Here is an 18,008-nt window from a genome sequence, read left to right as displayed (position 1 = left end):
TATTGGTATGAGTACTCTGTTTAATCTCCCTATTTGGTAATTTATTCACATTTTCAAGTACCCCTATGAAAATCAAAAACCTACTTATATTATTTTGTGTATTAGCATTTTTAAGTGCCCAAGCCCAAAAAAATGAATATGAAACTTCGCTTATCGCGGATAGCCTTAAAGAAAATGCGAATGCAATTGTACGTTTAAATCAAATTGATATAACTGTTTCTTCTCAACGAAACATGAATATTAAAACCATTAGGGTGATTACTGTTCTTAATGAAAAGGGGCTTTCGTCAATAGATGCCGTAGAAAATTATAATAAAAAAACTTCTGTCAAAAATATTGAGGCATTGATTTTTGATAGCTTTGGTAAAGAAATCAAAAAAATAAAACGAAAGGATTTTAAAGACCAGTCTGCTATTGGAGGTAGTACACTTTTCTCAGATAGTAGGTACGTTTATTTAGATTACACTCCCATACAATATCCATTTACGGTGCTTTATGAAAGTGAAATTGAAACTTCCACAACAGCTTTTATTCCGCACTGGTATCCTGTTAGTAATTTTTTTGTAGGCGTTGAAAAAAGTGTTCTAAATGTCCAGTATCCAACTGAACTTGGTTTTAAGAAAATGGAATTTAATTTTTCAGGTTTTAATATCCAAAAAACGATAGATACTGACATCCAACTATCTTATGTTGCCACTAATATTCTGGCTCAAAAACAGGAAGATAGCAGTCCTGCCTTTGGAACCATTTTGCCGAAAGTAATGATGGGTTTGGAAGTTTTTCATTTAGAAGATGTAGATGGAAGAGCAAAAACATGGAAGGAATTTGGGAAATGGTACTCAGATGCCATTTTGGCGGGCACAACTGCTTTATCCGAAGAGACAAAGACGCAAATGAGAACCCTTGTTGGAGACGAAAGAGACCTAATTGCGAAAGCGAAATTAATTTACAACTATGTTCAGCAAAAATCAAGGTATGTCAGCATCCAGGTAGGGATTGGCGGATGGAAACCAATGCTTGCCAATGATGTGGACAGATTTGGATATGGGGATTGTAAGGCTTTGACCAATTATACAAAAGCACTTTTGGATGCGGTTGACGTGCCGTCTTATAATGTCATTTTATATGGTGATCGCTATAAGAAAGATATTGAATCTGAATTTGTTTCGATGCAAGGGAACCACATGATTTTGGCGATTCCAGATGGGAAGGAATATGTTTGGCTGGAATGTACGAGTCAAAGTGATCCTTTTGGATATCAAGGTATCTTCACCGATGATAGGGACGTTTTAGTTGTGAAGCCAGATGGAGGCGAAATTGTTAGAACCAAAATTTATGAAGATAAGAACAATACTCAAATCAGTTTAGGTAGCTATTCATTGTCACAAAACGGCGATTTTAAGGGACATATAACTATCGTTTCCCAAGGGTCACAATACAATCAGAAAGCAGCAGTTGAAATTCTGCAGCCGACAGAAAAGGAGGCGTATTATAAACAGTACTGGGGTAATATTAATAATTTGAAAATCAACAGTACCGTTTTGTCAAATGACAAGGAAAATATTAAATTGACTGAAACCGCTGAAATAAGTGCAGTAAATTATGGGAGTGTTTCTGCTGATAAAATGATGTTTGCTGTTAATGCCTACAATCAATACACTAGGTCTGTGAAAAGAATTAGAAACCGCAAGAATCCATTTGAAATTCAAAGAGGTTTTTCTGACCTAGATGAAATTTCGATAGCGCTACCTCAAGAGTTTGCTATTGAATTTTTGCCCACTAATTTTGAATTAAAGAGTAAGTTTGGAGAGTACAAAAGTGAGTTTATAAAGAAAGACGGTAGTAACTTAGTTTATAAACGCAGTTTATTTATAAAAAAAGGAATGTATTCAAACACAGAGTACGATGAATACCGCCTTTTTATAGAACAAGTTTCTAGAAATGACAATGCCAAAATCATATTAACCAAAATCTAACCTAATGAAATTTAACCAATTTGCGATCCTTTTATTTGTAACAACATGTTTTTCTAGTTTAAAGGCACAAGAATTTGAACTCGGTAAAGTTTCCGTTGCAGAGCTTCAAGAAAAATCGCATCCTAAAGACACTGCTGCTGTTGCTGCAATATTGTTTAAAAAAGGAAAAACTAGTTATGACTATTCAAAAAGTAATGGATTTGTAATGACTACCGAGGTTCAAACTCGTATCAAGATTTACAAGAAAGAAGGTTATGATTGGGCAAACCAAAAGGTCAAGTATTATTTAGGGAATGGTTCAAAAGAAAACGTAACGTTTTCAGATGCGATAACTTATAATTTAGTCGAGGGGAAAATTGAAAAAACAAAACTCAGCAAAGATGGAGAATTTGATGATGAGGTAAATAGGTATTGGGGACAAAAAAAAATATCTATGCCCAATGTCAAAGAAGGTTCTGTAATTGAATTTGAATACACTATAAAGACGCCTTATGTAGGGAGTCCGAAAGACTGGACTTTTCAAGCTAGTATCCCAGTTAATTATTCAGAGTACCGTTCTTTTATTCCAGAATATTACACCTTAAACACCAATTTCAAGGGTTTTGTTTTCCCTAAAGTGACAGTTGAGAAAAAGGCAAAATCAGTTCTGTTTTCTACTATGGAAAGAGAGGACGGTGCAGGATTAATGAGGGGACAGACCAGTAATTATACCCAAAGTAAGCTTTCTTATGAAGAAACCAGAACAACTTATATTGCAGAAAATTTGCCTGGAATGATTGAAGAAGCTTATGTGAATAATATAGAAAATTACACGGCTGGTTTAGTTCAAGAAGTTTCCATGATTAAGTATCCAAATCAGCCACTGAAATATTTGTCGACTGATTGGAATGCTGTTGTGAAGACAATTTACGATTATGACGATTTTGGTTTGGAATTAGCAAAAACAGCTTACTTTGAAGATGATATCGATGTCGTAATCGCAGGTTTGAATTCAGAAGAAGAAAAAGTGGCTGCAATCTTTATGTATGTTAAGACAAATATCAAATGGAACAATTATTATGGATATTCTTGTAATGATGGTGTTAAAACAGCTTACAAAAATAAAATAGGTAATGTAGCCGAAATTAATTTAATGCTAACTGCAATGCTTCGCTATGCGGGTTTAGCTGCAAATCCAGTTTTAGTGAGTACACGATCAAATGGGATTGCACTGTTTCCTAATATAACGGCTTTTAATTATGTTATTGTAGGTGTTGAAAGATCCAGTGGGTTGCAACTACTAGATGCTACTGAAATATTATCCGTTCCCAATGTGCTTCCTTTGAGGGATTTAAACTGGTTCGGACGATTGATTAGAAAGGATGGAACTTCAGTAGAGGTAAATCTAACGCCAGCAACTCTTTCGAGAGAAATGATAATCATGAATGCTGTTGTAAATGACAATGGTACAATTCTGGGAAAATTAAAAAGACAACTTACAAATCACGAAGCTTTATTGTTTAGACAGAATAATGGTGGTACCACTAAGGATACTTATTTAGAGGAATTAGAACACCAAAACAATGATATTGAAGTTGAGGATTACGAACGTGAAAATGATTTAGAAGTGTTAAAACCAATTGTTGAATCATACAAGTTCAAAAGCACTAAAGATTTCGAGAGAGTAAATGATAAAATCTATATTTCTCCAGGGTTATTTCTCGGAGCTAAGGGAAACCCTTTTAAACAAGAGATAAGAGAATATCCTATTGATTTTGGATACCCGAATCAAAAGAGATACAATATCAGTATAGAAATTCCTAAGGGTTATGCTGTAGAAACTATTCCTGATGAATTGAGTATTGCAGCTGTTGATGGTATTGGTACTTTTAAATATGATATAGCTAATACTGGGAATCAATTGCAAATTAGTATGACAACTGAGATTAGTAAAGCAATCGTCTTGGCAGATTATTACCAAGCATTGAAAGAGTTTTTTCAAATGATGCTTGACAAACAAAACGAGAAAATTGTTTTGAACAAAATATAAGATAAATCCTAAAAAGCTACACGTAACATATGGTTAATTCCTACATATAGCCAAGACGTTCGTTGCTTAAAAGAACCATTTAGTAATTTACTCTTTCTAAGAAAACTCTTATAGAAGATGTTTTTTAGTGTTAGTTCCCTCAGCGTCATGCATTTTTAAAAAAAATACCAGTTTTTTAAATTGTTAATTATTGATTACTTTTGCCATAATTAAAGTGAAGATTCCCCCAATCTACTAATTAAATATCCTAAAATTTTGGCAAAAATAAAACATACTAGTGCATATGATGTGATTGATCATGTAGTCACTTCAGGTAAAAACAAGAAAATAATGCATCTCGCTTCTGAAGAAGAAGTATTTGATGGAGAGTTTTTAAAAATAAACAATCAGGAATTAATCAATTTTGGTACTTGTGGTTATTTGGGATTAGAAAAACATCCCCATATTTTGGCTAAAAGCCATGAGTTATTGGATAGATATGGTTCCCATTTCTCCATTTCAAGAGCTTTTGTTAAGGCGCCTTACTTAGAAGAGTTAGAGAGTCTAATCAGTAAAATATTTGATAATCATCCAGTAGTAATATATCCTTCAACCTCAGTTACGCATCAATCGGTGTTGGGTACTATTATACAACCTAGTGATTTAATTATTCTGGATCAACAAGTTCATTATAGCGTGCAATATCCTTGTCAATTTGCAAAATTGCAAGGTACCATGGTGAAGATGATTCGCCATAATAGTATGGAAATGTTGGAAGACTTTATTAAAAGAGGCTATAACCAATATGATAAGATCTGGTATATGGCTGACGGAGTTTATTCGATGTATGGTGATTTACCTCATAAAAAAGAGCTTCTGTATTTATTAGAAAAATACCCAAAATTTCATTTGTATTTTGATGATGCTCATGGTGTGGGATGGACTGGAACAAATGGCTGTGGTAGTGTTTTTGAATATTTTAAGCATAGTGAAAGGGTAGTTTTGATTAGTACTTTGGCCAAAGGTTTTGGAAGTATAGGTGGTATTGCTATTTTTAATGACACCGAAATGTATCGAAAAGTGGATATATATGGAGGGATTCTATCTTATACACATCCTTTATCTCCGGCAAATGTCGGAGCAGCAATCGGATCTGCAGAGATTTTACTTTCAGAAAAAGGCCAAGTATATCAAGAGGAGTTAAAAGACTTGATGGAGTATTTAAATACGAAATTAGAAGACTTGAATTTAACCAACACTTCGTCAAACGAAACGCCGATTTATTTTATAGGTGGTGGATCTGTCAAGATAACGCATAATTTAATTCAACGTGTTATGGCTGACGGTTTGTATGTAAACACTGCAACATATCCAGTCGTTCCTAATGATAAATCAGGATTGCGTTTCACGCTTACAAGACATAATACAAAAGAGCATATTGACCAATTAGTAAGTTCAATTGGTAAAAATTTTCATTTGGCAGTTGATGAGGAAAATGAGGATTTAGAGAAGATCTATAAGACATTTAAGATTCCTTTTAAAGGAGAAAGCACAATAAAACGGGTTGATTTAGCAAAAGTTTTTGTATATTCCTACACTAGTATCGATGAAATAGATGTTCAACTATGGGACAATCTATTTAAAGACAATGGGAGTTATTCTCATAATGGTCTACGATGTATCGAAGAAATTTTTTCGAATAATGAAAAAGTAGAGGAGAATTGGGGATTTCATTATTTAATCATTAAAGATGAAAATAACGAAGTAATAGTAGCTACATTTTTTACCTCTGGACTTTATAAAGATGATCTTTTAGCATTGGAAAACATTTCTATGCAAATTGAAAAACAAAGAGAGCAGGATCCGTATTACTTATGTTCAAAAACATTGGCTATGGGTTCATTATTTACCGAAGGGAATCATTTATTTATAAATGAAAAACATCCTTTAGTGAATGAAGCTTTGAGTGAGTTTTTTATTGAGGTCGAAAAATTAAAAAAAGCCACTGATTCAACAGTTGTTATTTTAAGAGATTTCCAGTCTGATTTTAAATACATTGAATATTTTGAAAATGAAGGTTTTGCTAAAATAAGCATGCCAAATGTGAATATAATTCCGATTCAAAACTGGAATACAAACGAAGAATTTCTTGAACAGATCCCGTCAAAAAACAATAAAAGAAATATTCAAAGGTATGTGTTCAAATATGAAGATCAATTCGATGTTACTTTTAAAAGCACAATAAACGATAAAGAAGCAGAACATTATTATGATTTATTTCAAAATGTAAAAAGAGATAATCATGCAGTTAACTACTTTAAATATCCGACCAAGATAACTAAAACCCTGTCTAAATATGAAGATTGGGAATTTATGGATATTAAATTAAAAGGAGGGGACGAGGCAATCTGCTGTGTATGGTCATTCCGTGGTGATAAGCATTATTCTCCATTAATTATGGGGTTAAATTATGAGTATGTTGAATCAATGAATCTTTATAAGCAAGCAATTTTTCAATTGGTAAAAAGAGCAAATTATTTAAATAAAGAAAAAGTGTTTTTAGGATATTCTGCTGATTATGAAAAACAGAAATATGGAGCCAATACCGTTCCTTTATATGCTTTTATTAAATTAGATGATACTTTTAATACGGAATTAATTGAGTCAATGTCAAACGTGAAAAAGGGATAGTATATGACAGAGTTAGAGAATGAATTTATCCGGTTTTGGGTTGTTGATGGAATTTTGTATAGTGAATTCAAATGCGAGGTGAATATAGATTTGGATATGATACAAAAAATAATAGAAGCGAGACATACTATTTCAAATAATACCAATCAGTATTGGGTTTATGATGTTAAAAAAGTGAAAGCTTTTCCAAAAGAATGCAGAGATTATGTAGATATATATGGTCAAGATTTTTTATATGGATGTGCCGCAATTATTGATTCACATATTCAAAAATTTTTGTTTAATACATTTCTTAAATTAAAAAAATCTAAAGTTCCGTTTCAGGCATTCACTAATAAAGAAAAAGCTGTTGAATGGCTAGTAGAAATAAAAGAAAAAAATGACCAAGCATAGTATTGGTTGGATTTTATAATAGTTTCTATTGAATGCTATTGATTGGTTAAATTAATGAAATATTAAAAAAGGAAGAAGTTAAATGACTAAACTAAAAGAAATATTAGCTTTGGTTCGTTCAATTAATGAAGATGAGTTCCAAGAACAAGTTACAAATGGAGATAGTTTAGACGATGTCCATAAAGAGTTGCTTTTTTTGGCTGAAAAAATTGAGTGTAAAAAGAAAAGGACGAATATCATCATTGAGCAAATTTCAAATTGTTATGCAGGTGATTTTTTTAATTATTTGCCCATTTCAGATGCGCAGGATGAATTAGATGTTTTTTGTATGGGCTTTAACACTTATATTGAAGAGTTAAAAGCTGTTATGGTTTCTAGGAATTTATTAGAAACCATTAATGAAAGATTAGTCGAAGAAAAAGAACGTTCTGAGCAGTTAGCCATGGCAAGAGATGAATTCTTGTCAAGTATGAGTCACGAGATTCGTACGCCATTGAATGGTATTCTAGGATTTACGGATTTAATGATAAAAAATTCTTCCTTAGATGCTGAAAGTAAAAAACAATTAGAATACATAAAGATATCAGGAGATATCCTGCTTGTGATTATCAACGATATTTTGGATTTAGCAAAAATTGAATCGGGACAAATTTCACTTTATGAAAAACCATTCAATTTATCTAAACTTACCCAGTTGATTTATGATACTTTTTCTACCAAGACTCAGGAAAAAGGAATCGATTTTAAAATTTCAATCGACAAAAAAGTTCCTGTAATACTTAATGGGGATTCTATTCGTGTTTCTCAAATATTATTTAATTTAATAAGTAATGCCGTTAAGTTTACTCCAGCAAAAGGCAAAATCAGAGTAAAAATTAAGTTTGAAAGGGAAGAAATCGGGTTTAATTGTATTCAAGTTTCTGTAAAAGATTCTGGAATAGGAATACCGTCGGATAAGATTGAAACTATTTTTGATCCATTTATTCAAGTAAGTAATGATACTGCGAGAAAATATGGAGGAACTGGATTAGGATTGACGATCACCAAGAGAATTATCGATATTATGAATGGCAGAATTCAAGTTAAAAGTAAACTTGACGTGGGTACTAAATTTATAGTAAACTTACCTTTTTCTAAAGGTAATCCTGATGCAATTATTTCTGAATCATCGATAAGTAGGCATAAACCAGTGACTTCTGTTGCTGGAGGTAAGAAGATAAAAGTGCTATTAGCGGAGGATAATCGTATTAATCAAATTTTGGTAGAAAAGATTCTGTCAAAATTTAATTTTGAATGTGTTACTGTAAGTAATGGTCGTTTAGCTGTTGACGCAGTTATACAGCATGATTTTGATGTTGTTTTAATGGATATAATGATGCCTATAATGGATGGATATGAAGCTACTTCAATTATTCGTAATCTTAATGATGAGACTAAAAAAAACATACCAATTATAGCACTAACTGCAGTTGTTACAGGATCTATTATTGCATCAAGTTCTTCTGTTGGAATAAATAGGTACTTGTCTAAGCCTTTCGAGACGGAGGAGTTGTATAATGTCATAATAGAACTAGTCGATAAGAAAAATGGTATTTAATGGATTTTGTTTAAATATTAATAAAATCATACTGTAGATTTTTTCAATTTGTATTAATATTGCTTTAGGAGATAAAAGAAGGAGTTTTGGCGATAGAATAGGCATTGATGCTTTTTCATCAAAATTATAAAAGCCTTAGGGATTACTATGGCAAATATTTCTGAAGATTAGAAAAACAAGAGAAAAGAAATTCCCTAAAAAATATATAATGGATCTGAAAAATTCGCAACTAGACGTAGACAACTGGATCAAAGAACACGGTGTTCGTTACTTTAATGAACTGACTAATATGGCTCAACTTACTGAAGAAGTAGGAGAGGTAGCTCGTATTATTGCCCGTCGTTATGGAGAACAATCTGAGAAAGAAAGCGACAAAAACAAAGACCTTGGCGAAGAATTAGCTGATGTGGTTTTTGTAGTGATGTGTCTGGCAAATCAAACAGGAATCGATTTGCAAGCCGCTTTTGATAAAAAAATGGATCTCAAATCCGTTCGTGACAAAGACCGTCACAAAAACAACGATAAACTAAAATAATGTTATAAGTAGAGGCAATGCTTGGGCGTGTGCTTTTTTTAAAATAAATTTGGCTTTAATTAGCAAACAACCCCAGCAAAAATGAATTTACTGTTACAAACTCCCCATTCAAACTTACAAGCCGATATTGCCGTTACTGGATCGAAAAGCGAAACCAATAGACTTTTATTGTTAAAAGCTTTGTTTCCTAATATCACATTAGCGAATACATCTAACTCTGACGATAGTGAAGTGATGCAAAAAGCCTTGAAAGGGAATGAAGAAATAGTAGATATTCATCATGCGGGAACGGCTATGCGCTTTCTAACTGCTTTCTTTGCGGTAAATGAAGGTCGCGAAGTAGTGTTGACAGGTTCGCAACGTATGACAGAGCGACCAATAAAAGTTTTGGTAGAGGCATTGGAACAATTAGGAGCGAAGATCACCTATGAAAAAGAAGTAGGATATCCACCTATTCGAATCAAAGGCCAAAAAATTACCGCTTCTAAGGTAAGTATCCCCGCAAATGTAAGTAGTCAATATATTTCTGCTTTAATGCTGATTGCACCAAAATTAGAAAACGGTATCGAAATAACTTTGGTTGGCGAAATTACATCTGTTCCTTATATCAAAATGACTTTGGCCTTGCTTAATGATTTAGAGATTAAAACCAGTTTTGAGGGAAATGTAATTAAAGTTTATCCAAAACAGGAAGTTCAGGCTAAAGAAATGGTGGTTGAATCAGACTGGAGTTCTGCTTCTTACTTTTTTAGTTTGGTTGCACTTGCTGATACAGCTTCGATTACTTTAAGTAGTTACAAAGAAAATAGCCTGCAAGGAGATTCTGCTTTAGTTGAAATCTACAAACAGATGGGAGTTGATTCTCGTTTCGAAAATAATTCGTTAACTCTAATAAAAGATACTAACTTTAAATTTGAAACTGTAAATTTTGAACTAAACAATACTCCAGATATTGCCCAAACTATTGTGGTTACTTGTCTAGGTTTAGGAATTGGCTGTCACTTAACGGGACTTCATACCTTAAAAATAAAAGAAACGGATAGACTGGAGGCATTACGCATTGAGTTGACAAAATTAGGAGCTAATATATCAGTTACTAATGACAGCTTAACTCTTGTACCGACTACAGAAATTAATCATAGTGTGAAAATTGCCACTTACAACGATCACAGAATGGCAATGGCATTTGCTCCCTTAGCTTTAAAAGTGCCTATTATAATCGAAAATACCGAAGTAGTTTCTAAATCATACCCTGATTTCTGGGAAGATATGAAAAAACTAGGTTTTTCAGCTTCCGAAATTAATTAGAGATTGTCAATGTTTATGCCCTTTCAGGACTAATATGTAAGGACTTCTAATGCTCTTACTTAAAATAAACAGCAAAACACTTGACAACGCCTATCTCACAGTCGTATATTTGCAGCCTTAAATAAGTTTAATGCTAGGGCTAAATTATTAAGCCTTAAACTTTAAACTTTTAAACAAAAAAATAAAGATGAAACTATCACAATTTCAATTTGATTTACCAAAAGAGCTTCTTGCAGAATTTCCTTCTGAACATAGAGATGAAGCTCGTTTAATGGTTATTGATCGTAAAAAACAAACGATCGAACACAAGACGTTCAAAGATGTTATTGATTATTTTGATGATGGTGATGTTTTGATTTTAAATAACACTAAAGTTTTCCCAGCTCGTTTATACGGAAACAAGGAAAAAACAGGTGCTAGAATCGAAGTTTTTTTACTTAGAGAATTAAACGCAGAACAACGTCTATGGGATGTTTTAGTAGATCCAGCACGTAAAATCAGAATCGGAAATAAATTGTATTTCGGTGATGATGATTCATTAGTAGCTGAGGTTATTGATAACACTACTTCTCGTGGAAGAACATTGCGTTTCCTTTACGACGGTTCTTATGAAGAATTCAGAAAAAAATTAACGGAACTTGGAGAAACTCCAATCCCTAAATACATAAGCAGAGACGTAACTCCAGAAGATGCGGATCGTTACCAAACAATTTATGCTAAAGAAGAAGGAGCTGTTGCGGCGCCTACTGCAGGATTGCACTTCTCTAAACATTTATTAAAAAAATTAGAAATCAAAGGAATCAAATTTGCTGAGGTTACACTTCACGTAGGTTTGGGAACTTTCAACCCAGTTGAGGTTGAGGATTTGTCAAAACACAAAATGGATTCGGAGGAATTAAAAATTACTGAAGAAGCTTGTGATATTGTAAATGATGCAAAAGCAAAGAAAAAACGTATTTGTACAGTAGGTACTACTTCAATGCGTGCTGTTGAAAGTTCAGTTTCTTCACACGGAACATTAAACCCTTTTGATGGTTGGACAAACAAATTCGTTTTCCCTCCTCATGAGTTTACAATTCCTACTTGTATGATCACTAACTTTCATACACCAAAATCTACTTTATTAATGATGGTTTCTGCTTTTTGTGGACATGATTTAATGAAAAGAGCGTATGAAGAAGCAATCAAAGAAGAATACAAATTCTATTCTTACGGTGATGCAATGCTAATCATCTAATAAGAAATAAAGGTTAATTCACTAAATCTCGTCAGCAATGGCGAGATTTTTTTTTTGGGCGTGTTCGCTGTAGCGAAGCGGGCTATTTGTTGCAATCTTTTTTATAATTCTGCTAGCACTACATTATAAAAAAGGATTTTCACTTCACACGATCGATATCGAACTGGCGAGGCAGTCCCTCATGCATCTCTTGGCATATAATAAAATGTACTAAAACCTAGTCAACCTGATACACTAATTTTATTGTAATAGTTGCCGTTTTGTTTTTAGAATTGGTGTTGAAGGAACCGCCATAAGAATAATCTTCAGATGAGTTTTGGGCTATAATTTGAAAAACCCCCATGTCAGACTTTTTAAGATTGCCCAAAGCGGCATCGGCATTTTCGGCAATGCTTTTGGCTCTTGTACTGGCATCTTTTGTGGCTTCGGCAATCATTTTTATTTTTAATTCGGCAAGTTTAGTGTAGTAGTATTCAGGAGCATTCGAGTAAAACTCTACTCCGGTATTAATTAATTCACTGGATTGTCTGGATATATCTTCAATTTTATTTACATCCTTCGATTGAATACTAACATTTTGGTTTAAAGTAAAACCAGTAAAAATAGTTTGTCTAACGGTTCCGTTAGCATTATAACTAGTCTCGAAGTCTTTATTGAAGCTAATAGCCGAGAATATAATGTCAGCAGCAGGAATTCCTTTGCTCAATAAATAATTTTTTATTTTGTCGCGATCAGCGTCTAGTGATGCGTAGGCCTCTTTTAAGGTGCTGCTTTTTTTAGAAAAAGAACCTTTCCAAACAATTAGATCTGATACGAAGTCTGTTTTTCCTAAGCCGGTAACACTTATGGTGTCATCACTTTTATTTCTGTTTTGAAAAGCATTGGAAAACAAAAAAGCAGAGATGACCACGGCTACTGAAAGAATAATAACGTTTAGGCTATTTTTAAGCATTTGATTTAAATTTAAATACAATCAAATATAGTTAAAAATAAGGTCTTAAGGTATATGGCTGTAAGGAATGTTCCATTTGATATTCGACTTTATTTAAGTTAGAAAATAAAGGAGTAGCACTTTGTGCAGCAATAAATATTAGTTATTTTTACAAAACTAAATTATATCCATGACTTTCGAAAATACTAAAGAATTTGCCCAGCAACTTGACTCACAAGACAAACTGAATAAATATAGAGATGAATTTATTTTTCCCAAAGTAAATGGCGAAAAAGTGATTTATTTCACTGGAAATTCATTGGGCTTGCAACCCAAAAGAACAAAGGCCTATGTTGATGAAGTTATGGAGGATTGGGCTAATCTTGCTGTAGAAGGACATTTTTATGCCGAAAAGCCATGGTGGGATTACCACGAACGTTTTGCTAAACCTTTAAGTAAAATTGTGGGAGCATTACCATCTGAAGTTACGGTAATGAATACCCTAACGGTAAATCTTCATTTGCTGATGGTTTCATTTTACAGACCTACAAAATCAAGATACAAGATCATTTGTGAAGAGAAAGCCTTTCCTTCGGATCAATATATGTTTCAGTCTCAAGTGCATTTTCATGGTTACAAAACCGAAGATGCAATTGTAGAGATTAAAAGGAGAGAGGGAGAACACAATATTAGACTGGAAGATGTTTTAGCTAAAATTAAGGAAGTTGGTGATGAACTAGCTTTGGTTTTAATAGGTGGCGTTAATTACTACACGGGTCAGGTTTTTGATATGAAAACGATAACTGCAGCTGGACATGATGCTGGTGCAATAGTTGGTTGGGATTTAGCGCATGCTGCAGGAAATATTAAATTAGAACTACACGATTGGAATGCAGATTTTGCTGCTTGGTGTAGTTATAAATACATGAATTCAGGACCTGGAAATGCTTCTGGTTGTTTTGTACACGAGAAACACCACAATAATCCAGATTTACCAAGATTCGCGGGCTGGTGGGGACACAATAAAGAACGCCGTTTCAAAATGGAGCCTACTTTTGACCCAGTTCAGGGAGCTGACGGTTGGCAAATTAGTAATTTACCAGTACTGTCTTTAGCACCTTATTTAGCATCTGTAGAAATGTTTGATGAAATAGGAATGGATACCTTGATCGAGAAAAGAGATAAGATAACTGCTTACTTAGAATTTATTCTTCACGAGATAGATAAAGAGGTAGATAGTACTTTTGAAATTATAACGCCGGCAGACTCTTCTGAAAGAGGCTGTCAGTTATCGGTTCTCCTTCATGGGGAAGGCCGCAGTTTGTTTGACTACCTAATGGAAAATGGTGTAATTACTGATTGGCGTGAGCCAAATGTGATTCGTCTGGCTCCAGTACCTTTATATTGTTCTTTTGAAGATATCTTTGACTTTGGACAGATATTGAAATCGGGGATATTGCGTTAATACTTATATCATTGCTATTTCATTTCTTAGAATTATATAACAATTTCTAGGAATTGTGTAAGCTATTTTACAAGCATTAGCTGTTCCTTTGTTGAGTTATAAATTTTAAAACTCACATTATGAAAATAGTATACTTTGCAATATTAGCTTTAGCGTTAGGTTCTTGTAGAAATCAAGGAGAAATGAGTGTTGAAGATGCCAAGCAGGTAAGTATCGACTCAATGAGAATCGAAATTGAAAAACAAAAAGTAGTTGATTCAATGCAAATTGAAATGAGTAAAGCTGCAACACAAAAAGAAGTTATTGTAGTTAATCAGCCGGCAAGTAGTAGTAGTACTACAACTACTACGACTGTGACTGAGAAAAAAGGTTGGAGTGGAGCTGCAAAAGGTGCTGTAATTGGTGCAGGAGTTGGAGCTGTTACAGGAGCGGTAATTAGTAAGAAAAAGGGTGAGGGTGCAATAATTGGTGGTCTTGCAGGGGCTGGAGTTGGTGCTGGTACCGGTGCTATTATCGACGGAAGTAAAAAATAATAAAACAAATGGTTTGTTAATAGGAAAAGGGTGTTTAAATCTTAATTAGATTTAAACACTCTTTTTTCATGCAGTTCTGTGTCACTTTTTAATAGTCTATTTTAAGAATGACTCGGTGGGAGTATCTTTTCTTGCATATTGGAAACGATCGATTAGTTTAGGTAAGCAATATCCGTCTAGACCATTCATAGCAACTACATTGCCCTTGTCTATTTGTAACCAGCCATCATCGTGCCTCAAGTTTTCTTCGAAATACAAGTTTTCAATTGATGCTATTACATGAATAGTATCATTTTCTTTAATATAGTATTCATTTAAATATTTGCAGTACAATTGAATAGGGCTTCCTTTTGCAAAAGGAACTTTTATATCATCCTTGTACTCTTCTTCAAGGTTTGTTTTGTCAAATTCAGAAACGCCATTTTCATAATTTGCTGATGTATGATGTGCGTCGAAGATCATAGATGCTGTTATATGATTTATAGTAAAGTAGTTCGTGTCTTTGATGTTTTGGTACGTGTCTCTAGGCACTGTAGTGGGGCGGACGATGAAACTAATCAATGCGGGATCGCTACCTAAATGTGTAACACTGCTAAAAATGGCAATATTTGATTTTCCATGAATGGATTTGGTTGCAATTAAATTAGCCGATTTATATCCAGTGCAAGAATTAATTAAATTCAATCGTTCCACTTTTTCCATCTTTAAAAAATCGAGTTTAGAGAGCTGTTTCATTTTGCTTTTTTTACAAATATACTTTTTGTTTATTGTTTTTAATAATTAATTAAACAAAATAAATTTGTTTTTGTGTGTTGATTGATAGTCTTGGAATAAAATTCGTTCAAAATGAATTTCAAATCATTTATATTTGTTTGCGTAATAAAACTTCAATATGAATAAATTTAGAAAAGGACTACTGATTTTAGTATCAATATTGGTAGTGTTAGCAATAACTATAATTGTTTATGGTTTCTATTTAAAACCGAAATATGATGGTGAAATAGGACTTAAAAGTATTCAGAAAGAAACAACAGTGTATTTTGATGAATATGGAGTACCCCATATTTACGCTTCTAATCCTAAGGATGCCATGGTAGCCTTGGGTTATGTGCATGCGCAAGACCGTTTATGGCAAATGGAATTGATGAGACGAATTGCACCAGGACGTTTATCAGAGCTTTTTGGGAAAGTGGCTTTGAAGAATGACCAGTTTTTTGCAGGTTTGGGAATAGAAGAAGCTTCAGATAAGGCGATTGTCGAATTAGATAAAAATAGTCCTAGTTATCAATTGACAATGGCATACCTTGATGGAATCAATCAATTCATGGAGGAAGGACCTAGTCCAATTGAGTTTCAACTGGTAGGAGTTAAAAAAGAAAAATTCACTATTAAAGATGTGTATAATATTTATGGATATATGTCTTTCAGTTTTGCGATGGCTCAAAAAACAGACCCTTTGCTGACAGACATTCGAAATAAATATGGAATGGATTATTTAAAAGATTTTGGTTTGGATAATGCTTTTAATACGGTCCAGATCAAAAGTGCTGAAGAGAAGCCTGAGGAATATCTTGCCATTTCAAAATCAATCTCTGCGTTATTAGATCAGTCTCCAATTCCTCCTTTCATAGGAAGTAATAGTTGGGTACTTGGTGGAAAGAAAACCAAAAGCGGTAAAGTAATTTTTGCTAATGATCCCCATATCGGGTTTTCACAGCCTGGGACTTGGTATGAAGCACATATTGTAACTCCAGAATTCGAGTTGTACGGCTGTTATTTAGCTGGAACTCCATATCCTCTTTTGGGACATAATAGAGAGTATGCTTATGGATTGACTATGTTCGAAAATGATGATATCGACTTTTATCAAGAAAAAAATAGCTCTACTGATAGTAATCAGTATAAAACTCCTGATGGTTTCAGTAAATATGAAATCAGAAAAAAGATTATCAAAGTAAAAGACAGCACTAATCTGGTGATGAATGTCAAAGTGAGTCGCCATGGTCCTATTATGAATGATTTGATAGACGGTTTAAATGCAAAGAAACCTGTAGCGATGTCTTGGATTTACACACAACAACCCATTCATATTCTCGATGCAGTTTATACGCTTTCACATGCTAAAAGCAAAGCTGATTTTCAAAAGGGAGTTGCCTTAATCGCAGCGCCAGGACTGAATGTGATGTATGGAGATGCAAAAGGAAATGTAGCATGGTGGGCGACTGGGAAACTTTACAAACATAATAAAGGGGTTGATACGCATTTTATTTTGGAAGGTGCTTCGGGGAATGATGATATTACTGAATTTTTAGATTTCTCCAAGAATCCTTCAGCGGTTAATCCTGATTGGAATTATGTATATTCGGCAAACAACCAACCGGAAGCAATTGATGAATTTTTATATCCCGGATATTATCTTCCGAAAGACAGGGCGACAAGAATAACCCAGTTACTGGATCCCAAATCAAATTGGGATAAAGAATCGGTCAGTAAAATGATAACAGATAATACCTCAGTAGTGGCATTGGATGTAGTTAAAAATTTAATTTCGAATCTGAATGTAGCAGCACTTTCAAAAAATGAAGCGCAGGCTGTTGCTGCTTTAAAAGCTTGGAAAGGCAGCAGTAATTTAAATGATATAGCACCTACGATTTATAATAAATGGATTTATTTGTACCTGAAAAATACTTTTGAAGACGAACTTGGGAAGGAGGGTTTCAAACAGTTTTTGACAACTCATGTCATGAAGCAAATGATTGCAGGACAAATTACTAACGATAATTCACTTTGGTGGGATGATATTGGAACTAAAAACAAAAAAGAAACCAGAAAGGAAATTCTTTCCCAATCATTTAAGGAAGCTGTAGTGACTTTAGAAGAACAATTGGGGAATTCAGTTTCAGACTGGACTTGGAACAAAGTACATGTTGTAGAATATGAGCATCCGTTGGGGAAAGTGGCTGCATTGCGAAAAATATTTAACGTTGGTCCATTTGAAGTTTCGGGCTCAAATGAAGTAATCAACAATCAAATGTTTGACTATACAAATGAAGCGAAATACGTAGTTAAAGGAGGTCCGTCAACAAGAAGAATTGTCGATTTTTCAGATATAGAAAACAGTTGGAGTATTCTGCCTACGGGTCAATCGGGTAATCCATTAAGTGCTCATTATAATGATCAGGCGACAATGTATAATGAAGGTAAGTTTAGAAAAATGAAAATGAATAAGGATGAAATTGTTAAAACTTCAACGAAATTGGTTTTTATGCCAAGTAAAAATTGAGTTTTTTAAAGCCCTTGAAATAATAAATCAGTAATTTTGCTTAACTCTTTA

General features: G+C 33.6%; 13 protein-coding genes. 11 read left to right on the top strand and 2 right to left on the bottom strand.

Annotated elements, in window-relative coordinates; translation table 11 throughout:
- The first annotated feature begins 65 nt into the window (after positions 1–65).
- From BLV91_RS07310 to queA, 8 genes are all read left to right on the top strand, one after another.
- Positions 66–1,976, top strand: a complete 1,911-nt coding sequence (locus BLV91_RS07310; RefSeq protein WP_091431313.1) for a DUF3857 domain-containing protein — start codon at positions 66–68, stop codon at positions 1,974–1,976.
- 4 nt (positions 1,977–1,980) lie between these two features.
- Complete coding sequence (locus BLV91_RS07305) at positions 1,981–4,005, top strand: transglutaminase family protein (RefSeq protein WP_091431311.1); 2,025 nt, start codon at positions 1,981–1,983, stop codon at positions 4,003–4,005.
- Positions 4,006–4,260: 255 nt separating this feature from the next.
- Positions 4,261–6,675, top strand: coding sequence for an aminotransferase class I/II-fold pyridoxal phosphate-dependent enzyme (locus tag BLV91_RS07300; RefSeq protein ID WP_091431310.1), 2,415 nt, complete (start codon positions 4,261–4,263; stop codon positions 6,673–6,675).
- A gap of 3 nt (positions 6,676–6,678) precedes the next feature.
- Positions 6,679–7,068 carry a DUF7793 family protein gene (locus tag BLV91_RS07295; protein ID WP_091431308.1) on the top strand — a complete coding sequence of 130 codons (390 nt, stop codon included), beginning with the start codon at positions 6,679–6,681 and terminating at the stop codon, positions 7,066–7,068.
- An 82-nt stretch (positions 7,069–7,150) separates the two neighbouring features.
- Positions 7,151–8,665 carry an ATP-binding protein gene (locus BLV91_RS07290; RefSeq protein ID WP_091431306.1) on the top strand — a complete coding sequence of 505 codons (1,515 nt, stop codon included), beginning with the start codon at positions 7,151–7,153 and terminating at the stop codon, positions 8,663–8,665.
- A 208-nt stretch (positions 8,666–8,873) separates the two neighbouring features.
- On the top strand, positions 8,874–9,200 hold the full coding sequence (locus BLV91_RS07285) for a nucleotide pyrophosphohydrolase (protein ID WP_091431305.1): 327 nt from the start codon (positions 8,874–8,876) through the stop codon (positions 9,198–9,200).
- Between the two features lie 81 nt (positions 9,201–9,281).
- On the top strand, positions 9,282–10,508 hold the full coding sequence (gene aroA, locus BLV91_RS07280; protein ID WP_091431303.1) for a 3-phosphoshikimate 1-carboxyvinyltransferase: 1,227 nt from the start codon (positions 9,282–9,284) through the stop codon (positions 10,506–10,508).
- A gap of 187 nt (positions 10,509–10,695) precedes the next feature.
- A complete protein-coding gene (queA, locus tag BLV91_RS07275) occupies positions 10,696–11,745 on the top strand; it encodes a tRNA preQ1(34) S-adenosylmethionine ribosyltransferase-isomerase QueA (protein WP_091431302.1) in 1,050 nt (349 codons plus the stop codon).
- Positions 11,746–11,962: 217 nt separating this feature from the next.
- On the opposite strand, the gene BLV91_RS07270 is transcribed toward queA, so the two are convergent.
- Positions 11,963–12,697, bottom strand: coding sequence for an SIMPL domain-containing protein (locus tag BLV91_RS07270; RefSeq protein ID WP_091431300.1), 735 nt, complete (start codon positions 12,695–12,697; stop codon positions 11,963–11,965).
- 169 nt (positions 12,698–12,866) lie between these two features.
- Between BLV91_RS07270 and kynU the strand changes: the two genes are divergently transcribed.
- Both kynU and BLV91_RS07260 read left to right on the top strand, forming a co-directional pair.
- Positions 12,867–14,141, top strand: coding sequence for a kynureninase (kynU, locus tag BLV91_RS07265; protein ID WP_091431298.1), 1,275 nt, complete (start codon positions 12,867–12,869; stop codon positions 14,139–14,141).
- Between the two features lie 119 nt (positions 14,142–14,260).
- Entirely contained in the window at positions 14,261–14,674 is a 414-nt protein-coding gene (locus BLV91_RS07260; RefSeq protein ID WP_091431297.1) for a YMGG-like glycine zipper-containing protein, read from the top strand.
- Positions 14,675–14,770: 96 nt separating this feature from the next.
- Here BLV91_RS07260 and BLV91_RS07255 read toward each other — a convergent pair whose 3' ends face one another.
- Positions 14,771–15,409 (bottom strand): flavin reductase family protein, encoded by a 639-nt coding sequence (locus tag BLV91_RS07255; RefSeq protein WP_091431295.1) that lies wholly within the window; start codon positions 15,407–15,409, stop codon positions 14,771–14,773.
- A 157-nt stretch (positions 15,410–15,566) separates the two neighbouring features.
- On the opposite strand from BLV91_RS07255, the gene BLV91_RS07250 reads away from it, so the two are divergent.
- A complete protein-coding gene (locus BLV91_RS07250; protein WP_091431293.1) occupies positions 15,567–17,957 on the top strand; it encodes a penicillin acylase family protein in 2,391 nt (796 codons plus the stop codon).
- Positions 17,958–18,008: the final 51 nt, after the last annotated feature.

It is taken from the genome of Flavobacterium degerlachei (assembly GCF_900106645.1).
GTDB classification, from domain to species: domain Bacteria; phylum Bacteroidota; class Bacteroidia; order Flavobacteriales; family Flavobacteriaceae; genus Flavobacterium; species Flavobacterium degerlachei.
The sequence above is the reverse complement of the archived record's forward strand: the minus strand, read 5'-3'. Positions and strand labels throughout refer to the sequence as shown.